Below are 22,608 nucleotides of genomic sequence, written 5' to 3' on the forward strand. Positions count from 1 at the left end.
AGAACTTCCCGGAACTTTGCGGGTCTTCCCAGATTCTTGCGGGCCTTCCCCGGAGCGGTGGGCACCGTGCCGGTCAGCACGGTGCCGCAGGCGACCATCGGCAGGGCCGGGAGTCGTCCTCGCGCCGGAACCCTCCGTTCGGCGAGCCCGAGTACACGGCTCCGTACTCCGCGGCGTACCCGGTCACCGCATACAGGCTCCCGCTCGGGGCAGGCACGGGAACCGCGCCCTGCTTCCCGTTCCGCACGTAGTGGACGACCAGCCGGAACTCGCGGGACCCCCTCGCGGCCACGAAGGTCGCCGACAGGTTGACCTGTTCGCCCGGCGCGAGCGTGACGACGTGCTCGTCGAAGTATCGATCGGCCGAGCCCTTCCCGGTCAAGAACACCGGCCGGCTGCTGTCCAGGTCCGCGTACAGCTGGATCTTCGGCTCACCTCCGGCGCTCGCCTCGCACAGCAGCGTTCCGGCGAACGGCGGTGCGGGACCCGGCTGTTCGGGCTCGATATCGATCGAGGTGATGGTGAGCGGCTGCGTACCGCCTTCGATCGTGAGTTCGGTGGTGAGTTCACCGGCCCGTGCGCCACGATGACGCCGGACGACCCCGGCCACGTCACCGCCGGTCACGATCTCCGCCCGATCCCGCGGCAAGGAGATCCTGTCCTCCAGGGCCGTGCAGCCGCCGTCATCGCCGTCCTGCCGGGCGGACACGGTGAACGGCGCGGACGGAGGGCTCGCCGAGGGGCTGCCTGCAGCGGCGGGCGCGGCAGGTTCGGACTCGCCGCCCAGGCCCAGGCCGTTGAGGGCGAGGGCGGTCAGCACCGCGCCGATCACAGGTATGCCGACCCCGAGATAGAGCAGCCGTCCGTGCTTCCTCCACCACGGCTCGGCGGCGGTATCCGGTGTCCCGCTTGACGTGCCGGGCCGTGACGTACGCGAACCCACCCGTAACGTGGTCCGATTCCTCACCCGTCCCCCGCCCCTCGGTGACTCACGCATCCCCTTGTTGCCACGGTCAGGCCGACTGGCACCGCTCCCAGGCCCCGGCCCGGCGTCCCGTACGCGTACTCCTACTCCACGAGCCCCGGGCGAGATCGAGCGTAGCGGCCGGTCCGGTATTCGCGCGTACCGTTTCCAGGTACTGCTCCGTACCCTCTACCGTGTCCCCAACCCCTGCTCACAAGGCATACTGAATCCGCGTCGCCTGCCCGGTACCGAGTGTGGGAAGGTGAAGGTCCTCCTCGCGGACACGCGCCTGCCGCCCCGCAACATATCGTGCCGTCATGTCATATGAGTTAGTTCTGCCCGTCCCTCAGGGCGGGCACATGACAGATCAGGGATGCCCGTCCGCCACGGACACCTGCAAAGGCGACACAGCGGAGGTAGGGCCATGACACCCGACGTGGACCAGACCGATGCGGCCGCCGGTACACCCCGGCCCCGAACCGGCCGTCCGGCGCGGCGGCCGAACCGACGCACCCTCCTCCTGGGCGCGCTCGGGACCGTGGCCGCTGCGGCCGTCGCCGTACCCACCGCGCTTACCATGTCGTCCTCCGGGCGGTCGGATCCCGCCCCGCCCTCCCGGCCCCAAGGACCACGCAGCCAACAGCGACTGCCTCGCCCCTTGATCGTAAAAACGAACTTCAGAGGCGTGCGCGCCCTGGCGTTCAGCCCGGACAGCAAGATCCTCGCTGTCGGACTGCGCGACGGAGGGATTGAATTCTGGGACCCGAGGACCCTGACCCCCACCATCAAGCTCAGAAAGCCCAGCGAACGGTACTACGGGGGTCGGTACTACGGGGTCCGCGACCTGGCCTTCAGCAGAGACGGGACGCTGCTCGCCGGCTGCGACGGCGTGAGCACGACTCTGTGGAACGTCGCCGCACGCGAGGAGATCGCGACGCTCACCGACACCGAGATCGATCCCGTCAAGGTGCAGTCACTCGCGTTCCATCCGCACGCCGACGTCCTGGCCTGTGCCAATATGCGCGCGACGGTCAATCTGTGGGACACCGGCACTCATGAGAAACTCGCGACGCTGATCGACCCGATCGGCTACACGAAGAGCCAGCAGAAGTCGGTCGAGTCGGTCGTCTTCAGCCGCGACGGCAGCACGATCGCAACCAGTCACGAGGCGCGCAACGTACGCGTCTGGGACGCCTCCGCCGGCAAAATCATCAGCACGATCGACGGCCTCGAACTGCCGGTACTCGAACTCGCCTACAGCCCCGACGGATCCTTGTTGGCCGGTGGCACCGCGAGCTTGAGCACCAGGGACGGGCAGGTCAAGCTGTGGTCGGCGGACAGCCAGAAGGAAGTCGCGACCCTCACGGTGCCCTACGTCACCACCCCCGGAGAGGCCATCCCCCGTAAAGAGCGCATCGTCCGGTATGTGAATTCCGTGCAATTCAGTCCCGACGGCGAGACCGTAATCGGTTCGGTCGACGGCGACCCCCTGATCGTGCGGTGGGACGTCTCCACTCGAAAGCTCATCGACATCGAGAACACGCGCGCCTACCAGGACAGCCCGGACTTGCACTCCGCGCATCCGATGCGGATCAGCCCGGACGGAACCATGGTCACCGCCGGACTCTTGAGCGACGTGGCCCTGTGGAAGCTGCCGTGACATGACAGCGACTTCTGGGACCGACCCCTTCGCCGGGCCCTGAGGATCGGTGAGGCTCACGGGTTGCGAAGCGGCCGGACCGTGCCACTGGTCGCATCGGCGATCTGGCCGCGGAGGGTGGTCGCGTCGGCCTCCAGCTCGGCATTGCGTAGGGCCAGGACCTGGATCTGATTCGCATAGGTAGCGACGGTGGCCTTCAGATCACGGACCTCCGCGGCCTTCTCCCGGCGGAAATCGCGAAGCTCCTTCCGCAGCCGGATGATCTCGGCCTTGAGCTCGTCGACCTCTGGCCGCTTGGTACTGGGGGCGGCGAGGACTTCCTTGATGGCGCCGGCGACCGAGGACCGGTAGTAGGACGCTCGGGAGACGCCCGCCTCGGTGGCGATGTTGACCACGTTGACGCAGCCGTCGGTGATCTCTGGGCGGCCATCCAGCAGCTGCTCGAAGGCCCGCATGATGGCGCGGTCCTTGTCGGACAGCTCATGCTCGCGAGAGAGCCGGGCGAAGACGGTCTGGGTAGTGCGGGGACCGGTCACAGGGGGCTGCCTTCCTCGGCGTGCAACTCGGCGATCATGGCATCGAGGGTGGTTTCGAACTCTCGGATGGCGGCTTCCTGCAGCAGCGGCACGCCTCGGATGTCCTTGAACTCCTCGTGTGCCAGGTCGCGGGTGAGCCGTATCCGCGGAATGTGGACTGCCGACCGGCGCGAGTTCGGGCAGCTCAAGCACATGTTCAGCATCGGCAGCGGCTGCCTGACGTTCTTGGCCCGCTTCCCACACACGGCGGTCTCCGCGTGGTGGAAGCAGTCGTTGAGCGCGCCTGGGTGGAGGGTGCGGGTCAGGTGCCGCAGCATCGTCCGCAAGCGCTCTGGGCTTGCGACGGCCCCTGGCAGGTCGCCGAGCTCGGCCCGGATCCGGTCGAACTCGGCCTCGACCCGATTGACGGCGCCGCCGGCTGACCGGCCGCCCTGGTTCCAGTCGTGGTAGAGATCCTCGACGTAGTCCAAGAGGGCGACGGCCTTGTCCGCTGCGACCTCGTCGGCGAAGCCGGAGGCTGATGTTCCTAATGGTGGAGTCGGGTATTGGAACTGTCCGAATGCCTCAGACCGGCCTGACCATCCGACCCGCCTGAACAACGACACGACACCACGCGTTCAACCTCAGTAGGCGGGACGGCTGACTCACTCCGTTGGCACGAAGCGTGAGCGTTCCGCTGAAGGGAAGCGTCGCCCTTCAGCGTCGAGGAGGTCGATCAGGTCAATGAGCTGGTGCTGGATCCGGACTAGGCGGTCACGGGCTTTGTCCGGCTCACGGGCTGCGAGCTCGACGTGATCGAGGAGTTCTTGCGTCCACTCGGAGAACGCACCTTCAACAGTGAGCTGGGCGCAGAATGTGGCGTAGCCGATGCATCGGCGGTCACCTGGCTCGCTGTCCGGATCGATCATGATTTCACCAATCGCTCTTTGATCCGTGCGGAAGATCCGGAAGCACTCTGCATCCGACGTGTGCGCGTCTCCGAGGGACCTGCTGACTCTGTTGAGGGTGAACATGATCCGCTGGTTCGCCCGGTTGCTCCCGAGGTCAAGGAACTGAAGATCCCTGCGGAAGATCTCGGCCCATCCCAGGTACTCAGCGAACAGGAACGCAGTGCTCCTCTTCACGTAAAGAGCTTGCTCCTCAGTGCCCGCCAGGAGGAAGGCACTCGTGAAACCCCTCCTCCCCCGAAGGTCGACTTGGTAACCCCTGAGGATGTTGAAGATCCTGCTCTGAAGATCGAAAGCTGCCCATAACAGCGCATCCCGGTATCGGCTCATGTAGTCCCTGCGGTCGCGGGACTTCGCCTGAGCCTGCAGCCGATGCCCCAGGACTGCCGTAAACACCGCGCCCAAAACGGCGATCACAGCCGATACCACCGCGATCATCAGCAGCCCCTGCCTGAGGTTCCCGCCGGTGATGAGTCGGGTGGTTGAAATCCCTCGTTCATTTCAGTGATCTCCCGTCTGGAACGCCGACTGACGTCGGCGGCGTATGCGGCCCAGTCCCCGGCCGATGCTTTCTGCCACTGGACGGCGACCTTGATATGGACGCCGAGCATCCGGGCGAGGATCGCGGCGGGAAGCTCGGTCGCGAGGGTGAACAGGGCAGTGGACCGATCCTGTTTGGGCCGAATCCCGATGCTGTGGAGGCGCTTGTCCAGACCCGCTTCACTCATAGCAACACCGTGCTTGCTTTCGTGGGGCATCGCAGGGACCAGATGCGCCGGCGCCCCCGACCACGATGGGCGGGGGCGCCGGTGTCGCCGTGTGGCTTGTTGCCAGCGGCCTCCTGTGGCCTTGGTGAGGGCCTTGTCGAGGTGACGGTCGACGAGGGCCGGGGAGCGGGAGACGATCAGCAAAACGCCGCCGTCTTGGATCGCGGTCTGCTTCACCACGGTGTTCTGCCCACCGGTGGAGAACGTCAGGATCTGGCTCCACTGCTCGTCACCGAGCTGGCGGGGTGCGGTCAGTTTCTGCGAGGCCATGTCGATTGCGGTGCCGCCCGTGACGACCTGATAGGTGGGGCACCCGGTCATGGCGTCGAAGATCTGGCGAATGCCGTCGGACAGCTTTGCGGCACGGTCGCTGTACAACTCCTCGGTGACCTCCGAGTTGCTGCCTCCGGTGTAGGTGAAGGTGGCCTTCGCCTTGCGCGGGAATGTGAGCGAGCCGCCGGTCGCCGCATCGCCGCCCAGCTCGCTCAGGGCCGGGCAGCCGATGACGGTCACGTCGTCGTGCCGGGACGGACGTTCCGGCTTGCGCAGGTAGCCGCTGCCGAGGTCACTCTCGTCGAGCAGACGAGCCTCCAGCGCGGCCGACGACAGCGGAGTGTCGTTCTGGCCGGCACCGGCCGGCTTCCCGGCCCGGGCGGAGGAGACGGTGTCGGGCTTAGCCTCGGTGGTTTCGGTGGAGCAGGCGGGCACGGCGAGGAGCGTGACGGCGGTGAGGCCGAGGGCGGTGGTGGCGACGCGAACGCGCATGGCGGAACTGACCCCTTGGTGCTAGGCGACGGGTGGTCAGTACGGGCCCGAGGGCCCGGTGGGGTCGTCGGAGTGGGGGTCAGTGGCCGAGGTGGCGCAGGCAGTCCTCGAACGTCGCGTGCGTCGCGTCCGCGGGGCCGGCGTGCCGGTTGTACCAGGCGGTGTCGAGACGCGTCTCGCGCTGCTGGTGGCCCGTCCGGCAGCGCAGCCAGATCTGGTCGCGGGTGGAGAGGATGAGCCAGTCCCGGTACGCGCCGCACTCGACGCAGGCGACCATCTCGCCGTCGAGGACGATCGGCTGTTTCCAGGGCATCATCCGGCCATCGAGCTGGTCGTGGCTCGGGACGCGCAGCTCCGGCGGGAGGAAGTCGTCCACAACGGCGGCTGGCTCGGCGGGCTGCAGTTCGGCCCGCATCTGTTCGACCTTCGGCGGTACCTGGCTCTCCAGCCGCGCCCACATGTCGTAGTGCTGGCGCTGCATCTCGCTGGGCTCCGCCGCGTGGCCGCGGCGTATTCGTTCGAACACGTTGGCGTCCTCCCTCGTCTCATCCTGCACACGTCATGATCGTGTCTCATGTCCCCGGCCTCTTCAATTCACGAAGTCCACAGTCACGGCCGTCCGCGCCGGCGCCCGGACCGTCCCGGCGCTCGCTGTCCCGTCTGGTGTGTCGAGCGCTCTTCCGCGTGAGCACTGATCACCTTGTCGCTGGGGTCGGCGGGCAGGCCCGCGGTCCGCCGCAGCCGCCACACGAGGACGTCGCTGACGGAGTCCGCTGTGTCGAGTTCCCGTCGTCCCGCGGCGTCGCCCAGGAGGGCGGCCGGGTCGTGGCCTGCGGCTTCGACGTCGGCGAGGGTGGCGGCGAGCGCGTACCAGCCGGGCTCGGCGAGGATCTGTTCGGCCAGCTCCGGCACCGCCTCACGCAGCACCGACGTTTGCCGCTGGACCAGAGGGCGGCCCAGACGCCTGCCGCGCTGGAAGAGGGTGCCGAGGGGTTGGGCGGCGGCTGCCTGGTAGGCGGAGCGCAGGTGTTCGGCGGCCTGGCGGGCGGCGGCGGCCTGCTGCGCGTGGCCCTTCTTCGCGTGCCAGTGCACGGCGGCGGTGATGAGGAAGAACAGCATGTCGATCGCCATCGCGGTCGTCGCGCCGTCTTCGCCCCGGCCGAGGGCCGGGCCGCTGTGGACGAGGTCGCGGGCGGCCTGCCGCAGGGCCCGGTCGTGGCCGCGTTCGGCACGGACGTGGGAGCGGGAGGCTCGTTCGAACGCGAATGCCGCGTCGCGCAGTTCGCGGCGGGTGTGGGCGGCGGATGTCTTTGCGAGCGCGTCCAGGACCTCGCCGGCCGCCGCGATGTGCGCGGCGGCGACCGCGTCGTCACCGTGCTCGACGATCGTGATCGCGGTCCAGGCGGCCGACGCGGTTCGTCGGCGGGCGGCGGACGGGCTGTCTGGCTTTGCGCGGACGGGAGTATCCGTCGAGGGGTCCTGGCCGCGGATGCCGGCGGACCAGCGCTCCCGGATCCTGGGCAGGGACAGGTCTGGGGCGAGGCGGGCGCCGGGGTAGAACACGGGCTCGCCGTCCTTGTTGCGGTCGTCGGGGAGGGCCACCTTGTAGCCCAGCAGATCACCGGAGGGGGCGGCACGCGTGCGGATCAGGAGCCCGGCGGCGGCCAGCCGGTCGAAGAACTCGGTCTCGCTCTGCGCGCCGGCCACCGCGCGGCGTACGGTCTCGCGCAGTTCCTCCCGCGCGGTGCGCTCGCGGCCCTGACGTACGGCCTTGTGGCGTTCGGCGGAGCCGGTGACCGGCGCGGGGATACCGGGGGTGCAGCGACTGCAGTTTTTCCTGTCCGAGTCGCCCTGGGAGTCCGAGCAGGTCAACGACCGGCGGCTTGAGCTGCTGCGCGAGGAGCCGACGACGGCTCCGCATGGCGGCGGGGTCATCGTGATCGACGACTCAGGTGACCGCAAGGACGGCACGGCGACCGCGCACGTGGGCCGGCAGTGGCTGGGCCAGCTGGGAAAGACGGGCAACGGCATCGTCACGGTGACCACGGTGTGGTCCGACGGCCGTGTGTACTACCCACTGCACGCGACGCCCTACACCCCTGCCCATCACTTCACCCGCGGCTGATCCGATCCGGCCTTCCGCACGAAACCGCAGCTGGCCGCTGCCCTCGCGGCCCGCGGGAAGACTGCGGGTTTCGGCTGCCAGGCGGTGGTCGCCGACTGCGCCTACTCCGTCAGCGACGACTGGTATCTCGCGCTGCGTGAGGCTGGCCTGGCCTACGTGGTCGCACTCAAGCCGCACCGCGGAAACTGGGCCCGGGCCGACCAGCCGCACACCCCCATCGAAGCCGCCCCAGCTCTGAACTGGCGCGATGCCAAGCATCCCGGCGACTGGACGCCCGTGGAGCGTCACTTCCGCGACGGGCACACCGAGACCTGGTGAGCCGCCGATGCCCGGCTGGGCGGCTACGGCCCCACCTCACCCTGCCGGCTGGTCGTGGCCACCACCGACCCAGCCAGCCTGCCGGAGAAAGCCACCTGGTACCTGGCCACCAACCTGCCCCACCCCACGCCACCACCGGCCCGCACCCGCCAGCCGACCTCGCCGAGATCGTCCGTCCCTACGGACTGCGGCCGTGGATCGAGCAGAGCTACAAACAGATCAAGGATGAACTCGGCTGGGCCGACTTCCAGGTCCGCCCCGACCGAGCCATCCGTCGCCACCAGACCCTGGTCAACTGTGCCTTCTCCTTCTGCTGGGATCAGTGGTTCGCCCCACCCGGACCCCTGGATTCCACCGCGCCGGACCCGTGCCCCGACGAGGGGTCAGAGAGGGGGACCAGCCCCGTCCCACCAGCCCCAACAGCCTTGCTGGCCTATGGCCTTACGAGCCATTCGTTCCTGGCTCACCCCCGCCGTCACCCTGAACCGGTGGTGGCGAGCCTGGACGGACAAGAACCCACCCTCCGAGCTCCAGGCCCTGATCGACGCGGTCACCACCGGACACGGCATTGACCTCTACTGCCGGATTTAACGAACTACCGGTAAGAGTTCGCAACACGGCCCACGGGTCTACGGACACGACGGCCTCCTCACGCCGTCATCAGCCCGAAAGGTTTCGCAACAAGCACCTGCCGCCCCAGCCGCCGGAGCCGAACCTGGCCGTCATCAGCCCACGAGGGTTCACAACGAGGGGATGCGGGGAGCCCCCTACGGCTGGCGGGCGTTTCCGATAGCGGTGCCGCCCTCCTCGTCGTCCGTGGCGGTGTCCCTGCCGTGAGCCAGCGTCATCCGGAGATCATGGAGAGGCCCGCAAAATGGGTGGCAGCACTCGTCAAGCCCGCAATAAGTCGTGACCTCGGCTTTTTGGTGTGACGGAAGTCCCGTCTACTGCCATCCGACGCGGCGGCAACATAGCCCGGAAACGCCGGTTAGCCAAACCGGCGTTTCCGGAGACGATAAATGCACCAACGTCCATACCCGAGCACAACCACAGATCGAAGCGATGGCGAAGGCACGTCGCCGCTGCCTGCTGGAAGTCCGCCGCGCGTTCTCCGTTCGCGAACTGCGCTGTCCGTCTCTGGACTCTTCCGCAGATCCGTCTAGTGTTCCGTACTCCCCGGAGAATAGCCGCACTTGCTCAATGAACCGATAGCAACCATTGCCAACGCCGAACCGCATCGCGAGAAGGAGTCCACAGCGGACCCTGCAGTTGCTCACCATCATGCCGCATCACCTGATAGCCGAGCGCCCCTCCTCACCAGCGCCTGGTATTCAACCAGTGACCTCGCTGCCTGCCTGAGAGTCGACGCCTCTACCCTGCGCCGCTGGCGCACCACCCAGCCACCCCAGGGGCCACCGTTCGTCACGGTCTCGGAACGCGTCGTCATGTACAGCGTTCTTGACGTCGAGGAATGGCTGCGCCACCGACGTACCGTCCCGACCAAGGGACTCAATGGCCGATAAGACCAACGTTCCTGTCGGTGTCCGGCTCTCGACCGACATCGAGTACCGTCCTGACCGCCCCACTCCGTATCGGGCGCGTGTCCGGTGGACCGATCCGACCAGCAAGCGCCGCCAGTCACTGTCCGAGGGAAAGGACAGCGAAGAAGAGGCCCAGGAATGGCTCCAGGCCATCATCGAGGCCGCAGAGGCTGGCCTGAGCCCGTCGCTGGCCACCATGAAGCTCGCCGAATACGGCGAAGCGAACATGGACCTCGCCCTGCGTGGCCTGGAGTTGAAAACACTGGACCCCTACCTGTCAGGGTGGCGGATGCGCGTTGTCCCCGCCCTGGGCCACCTCGCGGTGCGGATGATCACCAATGGTGTCGTCGACCGCACCGTGCAGAACTGGATCGCGGACGAGCACAGCCGCTCCACGGTGAAGAACACGATCGCCGTCCTGGTCCGCGTCATGGAGCAGGCAGTCCGCGACGGCATCATCAAGGTCAACCCCGCCCGGGTGACCGGCTGGCAGAAGCTCTACAAGCAGGCCGAGGACGAACTCCACGACCCACGGGCGCTGGCCCTGCCAGACTGGGAGACCCTCGTCGCGCTGGCCGACGCGCTCGTTGCCGCCTCCCCGACCAGTACCGCGGCTGGGGAGACGTGGTCATCTTCGCCGCGTGCACTGCCGCACGGATCGGCGAGGTTTCAGGCTGCCGCGTTGGGGACATCGACACCAACCACTGGATCTGGACCGTACGGCGCCAGACCACACCCGCGCCCGGCGGGCTGACCGACAAGGGCACCAAGGGCAAGCGGGCTCGCAGGGTTCCCATCGTCGAGGAGATCCGTCCCCTCGTCGCTCAGTGTGTCCGTCCGCCGGCCCGAATCCCGATGCCCGCCTGTTCACCGGCCCGCGCGGCGGACGCATCTCCACCGCCGTCCTGCGCGACGCGACACACTGGGACGACGTGGTCACCAAGCTCGGCTACGAGCACCTGCGCCGCCACGACCTCCGGCACACCGGACTGACCTGGTTCGCCGACGCAGGCGTGCAGGTCCACGTCCTCCGCCGGATCGCCGGCCACGGCTCCCTGACCACCACCCAGCGCTACCTGCACCCGGACGTACACAAGATCACGGCCGCCGGAGCGGCGCTCTCCGCGCACCTCAGCGTGCTGCGCGCACCGCGCTCGCTGCCGAGCCCGATCGTCGTGACCCGCTGACCGCGGTCAGGGGCCCCGGTCCCCACCTGGTCCCCAGGAATGATCAAGGGCCGATTTCGGACACCTCCGAAATCGGCCCTGACCTGCGACTGTCTCCAGTCGGGACGACAGGATTTGAACCTGCGACCCCTTGACCCCCAGTCAAGTGCGCTACCAAGCTGCGCCACGTCCCGATGCCCGTCTGACCTGGGGTTTCCCCGGCCCGAACGCGCATGAGAACAATACCGCACTCGGACCGGTGGTCACGAATCCCTTTCCGGGCGGATCGGGCGCTTGACCTCAAGCGTGGTTGAAGTTGCAGCCTGGGTCCTATGACGACGACAGAGATGACCTCCGTAGCGGGATATCAGGATCTGAACCGGCTGCTGGCCCTCATGACGGGCGACGAGAAGCACGGACCGGCGGCGACCTCCACGCTGGACGCTCTGTGGGTGCTGTACGACCGGGTCCTGCGCGTGTCGCCCGGGACCGTCGACGCGCCGGGGCGGGACCGGTTCCTGCTCTCGAAGGGGCACGGGCCGATGGCGTACTACGCGGTTCTCGCCGCGAAGGGGTTCCTCGCCGAAGAGACGCTGCCCGGCTTCGGCTCGTACGACTCGCCGCTCGGGCATCACCCCGACCGGACCCTGATCCCGGGCGTGGAGATCGGCAGCGGCTCGCTCGGGCACGGACTGCCGCTCGCCGTGGGCAGTGTGCTCGGGCTCCGTGCGCAGGGGCTCACCGATCCGCGGGTGTGGGTGCTGATCGGCGATGCCGAGCTGGACGAGGGCAGCAACCACGAGGCGCTCGCCTACGCGGGGCCGGCGGGGCTCGATCAGCTCCACACGCTGGTGATCGACAACGCGTCCGCGACCTACGGCTGGCCCGGCGGCATCGCGTCGCGGTTCGAGGCGGCCGGCTGGTCGGCCGAGACCGTCGACGGCAGGGACCACGAGGCGCTGTACGCGGCCTTCACCACGCCGCACGCGGGCCGGCCCCGGGCGGTCGTGGCCCGTGTCGAGCCCAAGTCCTGACCATCGCGCCACGCCTTCCACCGGCCGGAGCACCCGCCGGAGCACCCGGCAACACACCCGGGCAGAGCACGCGGGCAGAGCGCCCGCCACAGTACCGAGGGGTATTTCCATGGACACCATGCGCGACCGCTTCATCTCCACCACCTCCCAGCTGCTGGACGACGACCCACGGCTCGCCGTCGTCCTCGCCGAGATCAGCCGGGACGGCTTCGACGCCGCGGAGAGACGTCATCCGGACCGCGTGATCAATGTCGGGATCCGTGAACAGCTGCTGGTCGGGGTGGGCGGCGGGCTCGCCCTCACCGGGCTGCGGCCGATCGTGCACACCTTCGCCAGCTTCCTGGTCGAGCGGCCCTTCGAGCAGGTCAAGCTGGATTTCGGCCATCAGGGCGTGGGCGGCGTGCTCGTCAGCGCGGGGGCCTCGTACGACTGGCCCGCGGGCGGCTTCACCCATATGGCGCCCGGTGATGTGGCGCTGATGGACACGCTCGACGGCTGGGCGGTGCATGTGCCGGGCCATCCCGACGAGGCCGAGGCGCTGCTGCGGCGCGCCGCCGCCGGGGACGGACGGGATTACGTACGGCTGTCCATGCAGAGCAACGAGCGGGCACGGCCGGTGGCGGGCGCCGGGTTCAGCACCGTACGCGAGGGGCGCGCCGGGGTCGTGGTCGCCGTCGGGCCGATGCTGGACAACGTGCTGGCGGCGACGGAGGGCCTGGATACGACGGTGCTGTACGCGACGACCGTGCGGCCCTTCGACGGCGCGGGGCTGCGCCGGGCCGTCGCGGGCGGTGACGTGGCGGACGTCGTGCTCGTCGAGCCGTATCTCGCCGGCACCTCCACCGCCGCGGCCAACGACGCGCTGGCCGAGACCCCGCACCGGGTGCTGGGGCTCGGGGTGGCCCGCCACGAGCTGCGCCGTTACGGGCAGCTGGAGGAGCATCTGGCCGGGCAGGGCCTCGACGCGCGGTCGCTGCGGGAGCGGATCTCGGGGTTCCTGACGCGCCCCTGACACGCCCCTGACACCGTCCCTGGTGAGTTCGCGGCGCTTCGTGAGGCGGGCACGAGGCGGGCGCCAGGCGGGCAAGAAGCGTGCGAGAGACGTACGGAGAACCGGTCTCGTCCGGATCGGTCCCCGGAGCGCATCGCCGGGCCGCACGAGGCAACCTTGGAGAGGACCGTGGCCGCCGATCCGGGAACGGCCGGCATCGAAGGCACGGCACCACGGAAGACGGGCAGACGTACAGAAGTGATGACGGACAGAAGTGGAGCCTGCCATGACCGCGAGCGGTGATCTGCTCATCGACGCCTTCGGCCGTATCCGCGAGACCGTCCACGAGGCGGTGGACGGCCTCTCCCCCGATGAGCTGGCCGTACGGCTGGACGACGGGGCGAATTCGATCGCCTGGCTGATCTGGCATCTCACCCGGATCCAGGACGATCACATCGCCGACGCGGCCGGTACGGAACAGGTGTGGATCGCGCAGGAGTGGTCGGAGAGGTTCGAGCTGCCGTTCTCGCGCCGCTCCACCGGATACGGCCACTCCGCCAAGGACGTGTCCTCGCTCGACGGAATCTCCGGGGAACTGCTCATCGAGTACCACGAAGCCGTTCACGAACGGACGGTGAAGTACCTCGGCACGCTCAAGGACACGGACCTCGGCCGGGTCGTCGACGACGCGTGGACCCCGGCCGTCACTCTCGGCGTACGGCTGGTCAGCGTGATCTCCGACGATCTCCAGCACGCCGGGCAGGCCGCGTTCATCCGGGGGTGGCTGGAGCGGCCCTGAATCCTGGAGCGGCCCCGAACCCGGGACGGTCCCGCGTCCTGTCGGCGACGGCTCGGGGCGACGGCCTCCGGGGAACGTCCGGTGCGGGGGTCCGTGCTCCGGCGGGCGTCAGATACGACAGCAGTTCCCGCGCGGCCGGGCCGGTGCGCTGATCCTCCGGAACGGCCGCCGAGACCTCCCAGAGATGGTCCTCCGCACCGGCCAGCGGTATGGTCCTCAGCGCCGCGGCCTGCTCCTTGCGGGCGATCGGGCGGGGCACCACCGCGATGCCGAGGCCGTGCCCCACCAGGTCGATCAGACTGTGCACATCATTGACCTCCAGGGCGACCCGCCGCTCGATGCGGGCGGCGGCGAAAGCCTCGTCGGTGAGGCCGCGGGCGCCCCAGTCCTCGTGGAAGTCGACGAAGACCTCGCCGCCCAGCTCGGCCCACTCGGCCAGTTCCGCCCCGGCCAGTGGATGATCCGGATGGCAGAGCAGCACCATCGGCTCGCTGGCCAGCGGCACCAGTCGTACCCCTTCGGGCACGGCCCCGGACACGGCGACGAAGGCCAGGTCGAGCCGTCCGTCCGCCACATCGTCCACGAGCGAGGCGGAACCGGCCTGCCGCAGCCGTATCTCGACCTCGGGGTGCTCCGACCGGAACCGCGCGAGCAGACCGGGTACGTGCACGCCCGCGACGCACTGCTCGGTGCCGACGGACAGGGTGCCGCGCAGCAGCCCCTGGACCGCAGCGACCGCCTCCCGGCCCGCCCGTACGCTCGCCAGCGCGCGCGAGGCCTCCACGAGCAGGGCGTGGCCGGCGCCGGTCAGCTCGACCCTCCGGGTGGAGCGGACGAAGAGGCGGGCGCCCAGCTCGCGTTCCAGGGCACGGACGGATGCCGAGAGTCCCGACTGCGAGACCATCAGACGCTGGGCGGCCCTGGTGAAGTGGCGTTCTTCCGCGACGGCGACGAAATATTCGAGGTGTCGGAGTTCCACGACGTACGAGCCTAGACGCACGAGCGGAGACGTACGAGCGGAGACGTACGAGCCGGAGACGGGCAGGGACGAGCAAGGACGTGCAGGGGCGCGCAGGACCGTGCAGGGACGTGCAGAGATGTACGGAGACGTACGGGCCTGATCGAGGCGATCCGCCGGACGGCCCGATTGAGAAACCCCATCGCTCAATGCGTTCGTTTTCTTCTATTGGACGCCTCACGGGCCGGCGACGAAGCTGGAAGGTGTCCGCCGGATCCGGCGGACACCGCAGCAGGAAGGTGCGCCACACCATGAAGACTCGCCGCATCGGAACCGTCGAGGTCAGCGCGATCGGTCTGGGCGGTATGCCGATGTCGATCGAGGGACGGCCCGACGAGGCCCGGTCCATCGCCACCATCCACGCGGCGCTGGACGCCGGGGTGACTCTGATCGACACGGCGGACGCCTACCACCAGAACGCCAACGACGTCGGCCACAACGAATCCCTGATCGCCAAGGCGCTGGATTCCCACGGCCGGGGCTCCGAGGTGCTGGTGGCCACCAAGGGCGGTCACCTGCGTCCCGGGGACGGTTCCTGGACGCTGGACGGCTCCCCCGAGCACCTCAGGCGCGCCTGCGAGGCGTCGCTCGGGCGGCTCGGCGTGGAGGCGATCGGGCTCTACCAGTTCCACCGTCCCGACCCGGAGGTTCCCTACGAGGAGTCCGTCGGCGCGCTCCGCGAGCTGCTCGACGAGGGCAAGATCCTCCAGGCCGGCATCTCCAACGCGGACCCGGATCAGATCCGTTCGGCCCACGAGATCCTCGGCGGCCGGCTGGCCTCCGTGCAGAACCAGTTCTCGCCGGCCTTCCGGTCCAGCGAGCCCGAGCTCGAACTCTGCGCGGAGCTGGGCATCGCGTTCCTGCCGTGGAGTCCGTTCGGCGGTATCAAGCGCGCGGGCGAACTCGGTTCCTCGTACGCGCCGTTCGCCCGGATCGCGGAGGCCCACGGCGTGAGCCCGCAGCGGGTGTGCCTGGCCTGGATGCTGGCCAAGTCGCCCACCGTGCTGCCGATCCCGGGCTCCAGCCGCCCGGAGACCATCCTCGACTCGGTCGCCGCCGCCGATCTCGTACTGACCTCCGCCGAGGTGGCGGAGCTGGACGCGGCCTGACGGCGCCCGCGCTCACGGAAGCACCCGCGCCACACGGACCACACGGACCACACGACTGGCCACACGACTGGCCGTGCGACCGGCCCTACTGGCCACACAACCGGCCACCCGTCTGACCCCACGCGCGTCCGGCCCCACGCGCCACTGACCCGCCCCGGCACCATGGCCCGGGGCGGGTCAGCCGTATGTCCGGGCGGAACATGGCGAGGAACGGCGCCAACTCCCTTATCACAGTGGGCCCTTCCGACCCATTGACCCCCTGTAACAGGTGAACCTACGCTGTGCGACGTACTTCGGAAAGCGCTTTCTAACCCGCAGCTCGGCTCACCAGCACCGGGAGCGCCCATGAGAACACCCTTGAGAACGCCCGCAAGGACGTCGTCCGTCAGAGCGCCGTCCCCGTCCCCGTTCCGGTCTTCCTCTCCCTTCCTCGTCATCTTCGCGTTACTGGCGCTCGTCCTCGGTCTCGGGTTGGCCACGCCGCCCCGCGCCGACGCGGCTCCGTTCCGCGTCCTGGTCTTCTCCAAGGTCACGAATTTCTCGCACGACTCGATACCCGCCGGAATCAAGGCAGTTGAGCAGCTCGGCAGCGAGAACGGGTTCGAGGTGGAGGCCACCGACGACGCCACGGCCTTCACCGCGGACAATCTCGCCCGGTTCCAGGCGATCGTCTTCAACAACACCAACTCCACCCCGGAGAGCGGCGATCTGCTCGACGCCGACCAGCGCTCCGCCCTCCAGGGCTTCGTCCGGGCGGGCGGCGGCTGGGTCGGTCTGCATGCCGCGTCCGCCAGTGAGCGTGACTGGGGCTGGTACGAGGGGCTGGTCGGCGCGATCTTCGACAAGCACCCCGCCGTCCAGACCGGCCGGGTGAAGGTACTCGACCAGACCCACCCCTCCACCCAGGGCCTTCCCCAGCTCTGGGAGCGTACGGAGGAGTGGTACAACTGGCGCACCAACCCCACCGGCAAGGTGCACACGCTCGCCCAGATCAAGGTGAACGACGGCGTCGACGGGCTGGACGAGGGCGTCGACCACCCGTGGTCGTGGTGCCAGAACTACGACGGCGGACGCTCCTGGTTCACCGCGGGCGGGCATGACTCGTCCGCCTTCCAGGAGGACGCCTTCCGTAAGCACCTGCTGGGCGGGATCCAGTGGGCCGCGGGCAACAAGCCCGGCGACTGCACCGCCACCAAGACGGGCGCCTTCCAGCGCACCGCGCTGGCCACCAGCGATCTCGCCGACCCCTTCGAGCTGGCCGTCGCCCCGGACCGCAGGGTCTTCTTCATCCAGCGCACCGGCAAGCTCAAGGTGATCGACCAGACCACGCTCAAGGTCTCGACCGCGATGGACTTCGCGTACACCCCGGAGATGACGAGCCAGTCCGACGGGCTTCTCGGACTGGCGCTCGACCCGGATTTCGCGGCGAACAACTGGCTCTATCTGCTGCACTCCGACAAGGTCGAGAAACGGCTCAATCTGTCGCGCTTCACGGTCACGGGAAACACCGTCGATCCGGCCTCCGAGAAGCGGCTGCTGACCGTTCCGACACTGCGCGGCGAGGGCCGGGCCAACTCCCATATGGCCGGTTCGATCGCCTTCGACAAGAACGGCGATCTGTATGTCGCGACCGGCGACAACACCGATCCGTTCGCCTCCGACGGCTTCAGCCCGATCGACGAACGCGCCGGACGCCGCGCCTGGGACGCCCAGACCACCGCCGGGAACACGAACGATCTGCGCGGCAAGGTTCTGCGGATCACGCCGGAGGACGACGGCACCTATTCCATCCCGGACGGGAACCTCTTCGCGCCGGGAACGGAGAAGACGCGTCCCGAGGTCTACGCGATGGGCATGCGCAATCCGTTCCGTATCACCACCGACCCGCAGAGCGGCGCCCTGCTGGTGGGGGACTACGGGCCGGACGCACGGGAGCCCGTGGCCGACCGGGGGCCCGAGGGCACGGTCGAGTACAACAGGATCACCGAGGCGGGCAATTACGGCTGGCCGTACTGCACCGGCGACAACACCCCGTTCAATGACTACGACTTCACGACCGGGACCTCGGGCGCGAAATTCGACTGCGCCGAGCTGGTCAACGACTCGCCGAACAACACCGGTCTGCGAGAGCTGCCCGCGGCCAAGCCGGCGACGGTCTGGTACGCGTACTCCGCCTCGCCCGACTTCCCCGAACTCGGCACGGGCGGCGGCGGACCGATGAGTGGTCCCGTCTACGACTACGACCCGGCGAACACCTATCCGTCGAAGTTCCCGGAGTACTTCGAGGGCAAATGGCTCAACTATGAGCTGACCAGGACCTGGTTCAAGGCCTTCTCGTTCCAGCGAGAGGATCAGACGTTCACCGACCCGCGCTTCGCTCCGGCGAAGGCCGGCGATCTCCACTCCATCAACGGTGTCTTCGGCGATCTGAAGTGGAACCAGCCCTTCGACGCCGACTTCGGACCCGACGGAGCGCTGTACGTCATCGACTTCGGGCTCGGCAGCGGTACGGGCCGGGGCGGCAGCAACGAGGGCTCCGGCATCTACCGCATCGACTATGTCGCGGACGGCCGGCTGCCCGACGCCAAGGCCACGACGACCCCGGACAGCGGCCCGGCGCCGCTGAAGGTGAAGTTCTCCAGCGAGGGGTCGGGGCTGCCCGGAGGCAAGCCGGTGACCTACGCGTGGGACTTCGACGGCGACGGGACCACCGACTCCACCGAGCCGAACCCGACCCATGTCTACGGCGACAAGGGCCGGTTCACGGCCCGGCTGACCGTCACCGGGCCCGACGGGCTCACCGCGCTCTCCGTCCAGGAGATCACCGTCGGCAACACAAGACCGGTGGTCACCCTCCAACAGCCCCCGAACGGCGGGATGTTCAGCTTCGGCGACACCATCCCGTTCACCGTGAAGGTGACGGACCGCGAGGACGGCAGGACCGGACCGGACGGCCGCATCGACTGCTCGCGCGTGGTCGTACAGTCCCAGCTCGGCCATGACAGCCATCTGCATCCGCTCGACAACTACACCGGCTGTACAGGGGAGATCGTCACCGATGCCGGGGACAGCCACGGCCCGGGGCAGAACCTCTACTACGGCATCACCGCGCAGTACGAGGACAAGGGCGCCGAGGGCGTGCCCGCGCTGACGGGCTCGACGTCGCTGACGCTGCGTACGACCTTCCGGGAGGCGGAGCACCGTACCGCGACCGGGGGCACGCACGACGGCACGGTGATCGCCGACCGCGCCGACTCCTCGGGCGGCAAGCGGGTGACCGAGATCGAGGACGGTGACTGGATCTCCTTCGACCCGGTGAACCTGAAGGGCATCAAGTCCGTGACGGTCGGCGCCTCGTCGGGCGGTCTCGGCGGCGACATCGAGTTCCGCAACGGCTCACCGACCGGCCCCCTGCTGGGGAAGGTGACCATCCCCAACACGGGAGGCTTCAGCAATGTGGTCTCCCCCACGGTCTCGCTGAAGAGCCCCGGCGGCACGGTGAAGCTGTACGCGGTGTTCACCAACCCGGCCTGGTCGGCGGAGAAGCCGGATCTGTTCGCGGTCGACTGGCTGCACTTCAACGGCGCCGGAGTGGAGAAGAAGCCCGCCACGAAGGTGTCGCTCAAGGCGACGCCCGCCGAGGGAAGCACGCCACTGGCCGTACAGCTCACCAGCACCGTGAAACCGGTGGCCGGGCGCACCATCGCCTCGTACCACTGGGACTTCGGTGACAACACCAAGGTGACGGGTACGGAGGGGCCGAGCGCGGCCCACACCTACACACGGCCGGGCGCGTACACGGCGCGTCTGACCGTCACCGACGACAAGGGCGACACGACGACCGGCTCGGTCCCGGTCCACGTACGCTGAGAGGAGAGACAGTGACGATGAACAGCACCCGAAGAGCGTTCCTGGGCACGGCGGGCGCGGCGGCCGGTCTGGCGGCACTGGGCATGAGCACCCCCGCGGCGGCTGCCACCACCCGTCCCACCACCGGCCCCGGTCGGCGGCGGCGGCGCATCCCGCCGTCCGGGATCGGTATGCACCTCTTCACGATGCGCACCCCGCTCGCGACGGATTTCCGGGGGACGCTGGAGCGTCTGGCGGAGATCGGTTACGCGACGGTCGGTGTCAGCGGCAGACACGGCCACAGCGCCGCCGAGATCCGGCGGATGCTGGACGAGACCCGGCTCAAGGCGGTCCTGGAACACGTCGCCTACACCACGGTCACCGGCAGCGGCCTGCCGCAGGCGATCGAGGACGTCCGCACGCTGGGCGGCTCATGGGTGGTCGTACCGAGCCTGCCCCCGGAGATGCACTCACCGGCCGGATACCGGGAGGCGGCCCGGCAGTTCAACATAGCCGGGCGCGTCGCCAGGGAGTCCGGGCTCAAGGTGCTCTTCCACAATCACGACGGCGATCACGACGTGGTCGACGGCGAGAGTCTGTACGGCATCCTGCTCAAGGAGACCGATCCGGAGCTGGTGGGCTTCGAGCTGGATGTGTACTGGGCGGCGAAGGGCGGGGACGACCCGCGCCGGCTGTTCGTGACGGACCGCTGCCGGTTCCCCGTGCTGCATGTGAAGGACATGGCGCAGGACGGCGGCTTCGAGGACGTCGGTTCGGGTGTGCTGGACTTCCCGGCGATGTTCGACACGGCGCGCAGCGGGGGCGTACGGCAGTGGCTGGTGGAGCACGACGCGCCGGCCGATCCGTTCGCGAGCGCGCTGAACAGCTACCGCTATCTGTCGTCGCTGCGGTACTGAGCGCGTTTCGACGTACTGAGCGCGTACCGAGCACAACGCCGTATGTGCTGAGCACCGGCGTTCGTCGTCCGTAGGGCTCCCGGCCGGACGACACGCGGCTCCCGGCCGTCAGTGACGGTCGGGAGCCATCCAACTCATTCAGTCCTTCAGCCGCTTGTAGAAGAAGGTGGTCGGGCGGAGTGTCCCCGCCGGGTCCGCCGCGTGCCCCGGGACCACCCCGATCTCGGTCCACCCCGCGGAGCGGTACAGCGTGTCGGCGGGGCTGCCGGTCTCGGTGTCGAGCAGCAGCAGCGTCACTCCGCACTCGGCCGCCGCCCGCTCCCCCGCACTGAGCAGCGTCCGGCCGAGACCCTTGCCGCGGGCGTCGCGATGGACCATCAGTTTCACTATCTCGGCGCGGTGGCGGGCGTTGGGCTTGTCCGCGAACACGACGCCGACCGTCCCCGTGATGCGCCCGCCGTCCCTGGAGACCTGTACGGAGAGCCGGCCCGCCCGGACGGCGGGGATCCGCGCCCGCCACCAGGCCGCCGCGTCCGCCGGGTCGAGAGGACCGAGAAAACCGATCGAGGCGCCCCCGGCCACGGTGTCGGTCAGCAGCTCCGTGAGGTCGTCGAGCGCGCCGAGCAGTTCATCGGCGGAGAGCCGCGTCACCTCGGGGGTCATGAGTGGACCACCACGACCGCGTACCGTACGGGCGCGGGCCCCGGGCAGTGGAACCGCGTGGGTCCCCACAGGCGCGTCCGCAGGCAGTCGCCCGCGTCCAGGGTGTGCCGCTCGCGCCCCATCGTGAACTCGACCGAGCCTTCGAGCACCCAGATGTGCTGCTCCAGACCCGGCACCGGAGGCCGCTCGTACGCGATGTCCGCACCGGCGGACAAGGTGCCCTCGACCACTTCCGCGCGCAGGCCGGGCTGCGGCGGGGAGACCGAGCGGCGGACGAAGCCGGAGGCGGTGTCCCTCCATTCGGTCTGGTCGGCCGCGCGGACCAGCTGGGCCGGTTCCGCCTCCACCTCGCTGAGCAGCTGCGACATCGTGCGTCCGTACACCGCGCACAGCCTGCCGAGCAGCGAGGCCGTGGGGCTGATCTCGCCCCGCTCCGCGCGCGACAGCGTCGAGCGGCTCACCCCGCTGCGTCCCGCCAGTTCCTCCAGGGACCAGCCGCGCTCGCCCCGCAGTTCGGCGAGGCGAGCGGCGAGCAGTGCGTCGACGGGGTCGGGCCCGGGGCCGAGTCCGGATGCGGGGCCGGATGCGCGGCCGGTGGTGTGTCCGGAGGTGTGTCCGGGATCGCTCTCTCTCACATATGGAACGGTATCCCATATGCGGGACGTCGCTCACCTCGATGTCATTCCTGCGCCGAGGCCGCCCCCAGCAGTCCCCGGATATGCCCGGCCGCCTCCCGGAACTCGGGCCGTCCGAGCGTCTCCGTATAGTCCCGCTCGGCCTCCAGACCCACGTCGATGATCTCGGTGATCGTGCCGGGGCGCGGGCTCATCACCACCACCCGGTCGGCCAGATAGACCGCCTCGGAGATCGAGTGGGTGACCAGCAGCACGGTGGTGCCGGTCTCCCGCCAGATGCGGTTCAGCTCCATGTTCATCTGTTCGCGGGTGAGGGCGTCGAGCGCACCGAACGGCTCGTCCATCAGCAGGACGGGCGGCTCGTGCAGCAACGCCCGGCACAGGGCGACCCGTTGCTGCATCCCACCGGACAACTCATGCGGATACGCGTCCTCGAACCCGCTGAGACCGGTCATCTCGATCAGCTCGGCCACGCGCCGGCGCGCCGGTTCCGCGGGCATCCGGCGCATCTCCGCCTGGAGGAGGATGTTGCGCCGGGCGGTACGCCACTCCAGCAACGCCGCCCGCTGGAAGACGTATCCGATGTCGTGCCGCGGTCCGTCGACCCGCTCGCCCTTGAGCCGTACGGCGCCCGAGGACGCCTTCAGGAGGCCCGCGACCAGCTTGAGGAGCGTCGACTTGCCGCACCCCGAGGGGCCGACGATCGCGACGAACTCCCCCATCGCGACATCCAGCGAGACGTCGTGCAGGGCTGTGACATCACGCTTCTTCGTACGGAAGCGGACGGCCACGTCCTCAAGGCCG

The 22,608-nt window shown here is 69.0% G+C and carries 18 protein-coding genes, 1 tRNA gene and 3 pseudogenes; 10 read left to right on the forward strand and 12 right to left on the reverse strand.

Annotated features, from left to right (window positions below; all coding sequences use genetic code 11):
* Window positions 1–73: 73 nt before the first annotated feature.
* Window positions 74–943 carry a hypothetical protein gene (locus ACIOGX_RS04245; RefSeq protein ID WP_401910147.1) on the reverse strand — a complete coding sequence of 290 codons (870 nt, stop codon included), beginning with the start codon at window positions 941–943 and terminating at the stop codon, window positions 74–76.
* 445 nt (window positions 944–1,388) lie between these two features.
* On the opposite strand from ACIOGX_RS04245, the gene ACIOGX_RS04250 reads away from it, so the two are divergent.
* A complete protein-coding gene (locus tag ACIOGX_RS04250; protein WP_401910150.1) occupies window positions 1,389–2,624 on the forward strand; it encodes a WD40 repeat domain-containing protein in 1,236 nt (411 codons plus the stop codon).
* 56 nt (window positions 2,625–2,680) lie between these two features.
* Here ACIOGX_RS04250 and ACIOGX_RS04255 read toward each other — a convergent pair whose 3' ends face one another.
* The 6 genes and pseudogenes from ACIOGX_RS04255 to ACIOGX_RS04280 all read right to left on the reverse strand — a co-directional run.
* Complete coding sequence (locus ACIOGX_RS04255; protein ID WP_401910153.1) at window positions 2,681–3,160, reverse strand: hypothetical protein; 480 nt, start codon at window positions 3,158–3,160, stop codon at window positions 2,681–2,683.
* On the reverse strand, window positions 3,157–3,630 hold the full coding sequence (locus ACIOGX_RS04260) for a hypothetical protein (RefSeq protein ID WP_401910155.1): 474 nt from the start codon (window positions 3,628–3,630) through the stop codon (window positions 3,157–3,159). Before ACIOGX_RS04260 ends, ACIOGX_RS04255 begins: the two co-directional genes overlap by 4 nt.
* A 174-nt stretch (window positions 3,631–3,804) precedes the next feature.
* Window positions 3,805–4,545 (reverse strand): hypothetical protein, encoded by a 741-nt coding sequence (locus ACIOGX_RS04265; RefSeq protein ID WP_401910157.1) that lies wholly within the window; start codon window positions 4,543–4,545, stop codon window positions 3,805–3,807.
* Between the two features lie 404 nt (window positions 4,546–4,949).
* Window positions 4,950–5,639, reverse strand: a pseudogene (locus ACIOGX_RS04270) (hypothetical protein); the annotation flags it as partial.
* A gap of 79 nt (window positions 5,640–5,718) precedes the next feature.
* Window positions 5,719–6,165 carry a hypothetical protein gene (locus tag ACIOGX_RS04275; protein WP_401910159.1) on the reverse strand — a complete coding sequence of 149 codons (447 nt, stop codon included), beginning with the start codon at window positions 6,163–6,165 and terminating at the stop codon, window positions 5,719–5,721.
* Between the two features lie 83 nt (window positions 6,166–6,248).
* Window positions 6,249–7,433 (reverse strand): annotated as a pseudogene (locus ACIOGX_RS04280) (mobilization protein); the annotation flags it as partial.
* Window positions 7,434–7,455: 22 nt separating this feature from the next.
* Here ACIOGX_RS04280 and ACIOGX_RS04285 point away from each other — a divergent pair.
* The 3 genes and pseudogenes from ACIOGX_RS04285 to ACIOGX_RS04295 all read left to right on the forward strand — a co-directional run bounded on the left by ACIOGX_RS04285 (window position 7,456) and on the right by ACIOGX_RS04295 (window position 10,810).
* A pseudogene (locus tag ACIOGX_RS04285) lies at window positions 7,456–8,082 on the forward strand (transposase).
* Between the two features lie 1,512 nt (window positions 8,083–9,594).
* Window positions 9,595–10,377 carry a hypothetical protein gene (locus tag ACIOGX_RS04290; protein WP_401910161.1) on the forward strand — a complete coding sequence of 261 codons (783 nt, stop codon included), beginning with the start codon at window positions 9,595–9,597 and terminating at the stop codon, window positions 10,375–10,377.
* A gap of 73 nt (window positions 10,378–10,450) precedes the next feature.
* Window positions 10,451–10,810 (forward strand): tyrosine-type recombinase/integrase, encoded by a 360-nt coding sequence (locus ACIOGX_RS04295; RefSeq protein ID WP_401910164.1) that lies wholly within the window; start codon window positions 10,451–10,453, stop codon window positions 10,808–10,810.
* 99 nt (window positions 10,811–10,909) lie between these two features.
* Here ACIOGX_RS04295 and ACIOGX_RS04300 read toward each other — a convergent pair.
* Window positions 10,910–10,983: transfer RNA gene (locus ACIOGX_RS04300), tRNA-Pro, on the reverse strand.
* Between the two features lie 138 nt (window positions 10,984–11,121).
* Between ACIOGX_RS04300 and ACIOGX_RS04305 the strand changes: the two genes are divergently transcribed.
* The 3 genes from ACIOGX_RS04305 (at window position 11,122) to ACIOGX_RS04315 (ending at window position 13,613) form a co-directional block, all read left to right on the forward strand.
* Entirely contained in the window at window positions 11,122–11,823 is a 702-nt protein-coding gene (locus ACIOGX_RS04305) for a transketolase (protein WP_401910167.1), read from the forward strand.
* A 109-nt stretch (window positions 11,824–11,932) separates the two neighbouring features.
* Window positions 11,933–12,835 carry a transketolase family protein gene (locus ACIOGX_RS04310; protein WP_401910170.1) on the forward strand — a complete coding sequence of 301 codons (903 nt, stop codon included), beginning with the start codon at window positions 11,933–11,935 and terminating at the stop codon, window positions 12,833–12,835.
* Window positions 12,836–13,100: 265 nt separating this feature from the next.
* Window positions 13,101–13,613, forward strand: a complete 513-nt coding sequence (locus ACIOGX_RS04315) for a DUF664 domain-containing protein (protein ID WP_401910173.1) — start codon at window positions 13,101–13,103, stop codon at window positions 13,611–13,613.
* Here the strand turns inward: ACIOGX_RS04315 and ACIOGX_RS04320 are convergent.
* A complete protein-coding gene (locus tag ACIOGX_RS04320; RefSeq protein ID WP_401910176.1) occupies window positions 13,585–14,592 on the reverse strand; it encodes a LysR family transcriptional regulator in 1,008 nt (335 codons plus the stop codon). The two genes, ACIOGX_RS04315 and ACIOGX_RS04320, sit on opposite strands and share 29 nt — an antisense overlap.
* A gap of 290 nt (window positions 14,593–14,882) precedes the next feature.
* Here ACIOGX_RS04320 and ACIOGX_RS04325 point away from each other — a divergent pair, with 290 nt between their 5' ends.
* The 3 genes from ACIOGX_RS04325 to ACIOGX_RS04335 all read left to right on the forward strand — a co-directional run bounded on the left by ACIOGX_RS04325 (window position 14,883) and on the right by ACIOGX_RS04335 (window position 20,506).
* A complete protein-coding gene (locus tag ACIOGX_RS04325; RefSeq protein WP_401910179.1) occupies window positions 14,883–15,740 on the forward strand; it encodes an aldo/keto reductase in 858 nt (285 codons plus the stop codon).
* Window positions 15,741–16,085: 345 nt separating this feature from the next.
* On the forward strand, window positions 16,086–19,610 hold the full coding sequence (locus ACIOGX_RS04330) for a ThuA domain-containing protein (RefSeq protein WP_401910182.1): 3,525 nt from the start codon (window positions 16,086–16,088) through the stop codon (window positions 19,608–19,610).
* A gap of 17 nt (window positions 19,611–19,627) precedes the next feature.
* Window positions 19,628–20,506 (forward strand): sugar phosphate isomerase/epimerase family protein, encoded by an 879-nt coding sequence (locus ACIOGX_RS04335; RefSeq protein ID WP_401910185.1) that lies wholly within the window; start codon window positions 19,628–19,630, stop codon window positions 20,504–20,506.
* Window positions 20,507–20,644: 138 nt separating this feature from the next.
* Here the strand turns inward: ACIOGX_RS04335 and ACIOGX_RS04340 are convergent, their stop codons facing one another.
* The 3 genes from ACIOGX_RS04340 to ACIOGX_RS04350 all read right to left on the reverse strand — a co-directional run bounded on the left by ACIOGX_RS04340 (window position 20,645) and on the right by ACIOGX_RS04350 (window position 22,595).
* On the reverse strand, window positions 20,645–21,169 hold the full coding sequence (locus tag ACIOGX_RS04340) for a GNAT family N-acetyltransferase (protein WP_401910188.1): 525 nt from the start codon (window positions 21,167–21,169) through the stop codon (window positions 20,645–20,647).
* On the reverse strand, window positions 21,166–21,705 hold the full coding sequence (locus ACIOGX_RS04345) for a helix-turn-helix domain-containing protein (RefSeq protein ID WP_240045988.1): 540 nt from the start codon (window positions 21,703–21,705) through the stop codon (window positions 21,166–21,168). The genes ACIOGX_RS04340 and ACIOGX_RS04345 overlap by 4 nt, the downstream gene beginning before the upstream one ends.
* Before the next feature lie 143 nt (window positions 21,706–21,848).
* Entirely contained in the window at window positions 21,849–22,595 is a 747-nt protein-coding gene (locus ACIOGX_RS04350; RefSeq protein WP_401910543.1) for an ABC transporter ATP-binding protein, read from the reverse strand.
* Between the last annotated feature and the right edge of the window lie 13 nt (window positions 22,596–22,608).

Origin of the sequence: Streptomyces sp. NPDC088147 (genome assembly GCF_044741565.1) — a bacterium.
Lineage (GTDB): Bacteria > Actinomycetota > Actinomycetes > Streptomycetales > Streptomycetaceae > Streptomyces.

Coding starts and splice junctions, on each gene's coding strand:
- ACIOGX_RS04305 (WP_401910167.1), top strand. CDS start 11,122: ATGACGACGACAGAGATGACCTCCGTAGCGGGATATCAGGATCTGAAC.
- ACIOGX_RS04335 (WP_401910185.1), top strand. CDS start 19,628: ATGAACAGCACCCGAAGAGCGTTCCTGGGCACGGCGGGCGCGGCGGCC.
- ACIOGX_RS04290 (WP_401910161.1), top strand. CDS start 9,595: ATGGCCGATAAGACCAACGTTCCTGTCGGTGTCCGGCTCTCGACCGAC.
- ACIOGX_RS04265 (WP_401910157.1), bottom strand. CDS start 4,545: ATGATCGCGGTGGTATCGGCTGTGATCGCCGTTTTGGGCGCGGTGTTT.
- ACIOGX_RS04330 (WP_401910182.1), top strand. CDS start 16,086: ATGAGAACACCCTTGAGAACGCCCGCAAGGACGTCGTCCGTCAGAGCG.
- ACIOGX_RS04250 (WP_401910150.1), top strand. CDS start 1,389: ATGACACCCGACGTGGACCAGACCGATGCGGCCGCCGGTACACCCCGG.
- ACIOGX_RS04315 (WP_401910173.1), top strand. CDS start 13,101: ATGACCGCGAGCGGTGATCTGCTCATCGACGCCTTCGGCCGTATCCGC.
- ACIOGX_RS04340 (WP_401910188.1), bottom strand. CDS start 21,169: ATGACCCCCGAGGTGACGCGGCTCTCCGCCGATGAACTGCTCGGCGCG.
- ACIOGX_RS04325 (WP_401910179.1), top strand. CDS start 14,883: ATGAAGACTCGCCGCATCGGAACCGTCGAGGTCAGCGCGATCGGTCTG.
- ACIOGX_RS04310 (WP_401910170.1), top strand. CDS start 11,933: ATGGACACCATGCGCGACCGCTTCATCTCCACCACCTCCCAGCTGCTG.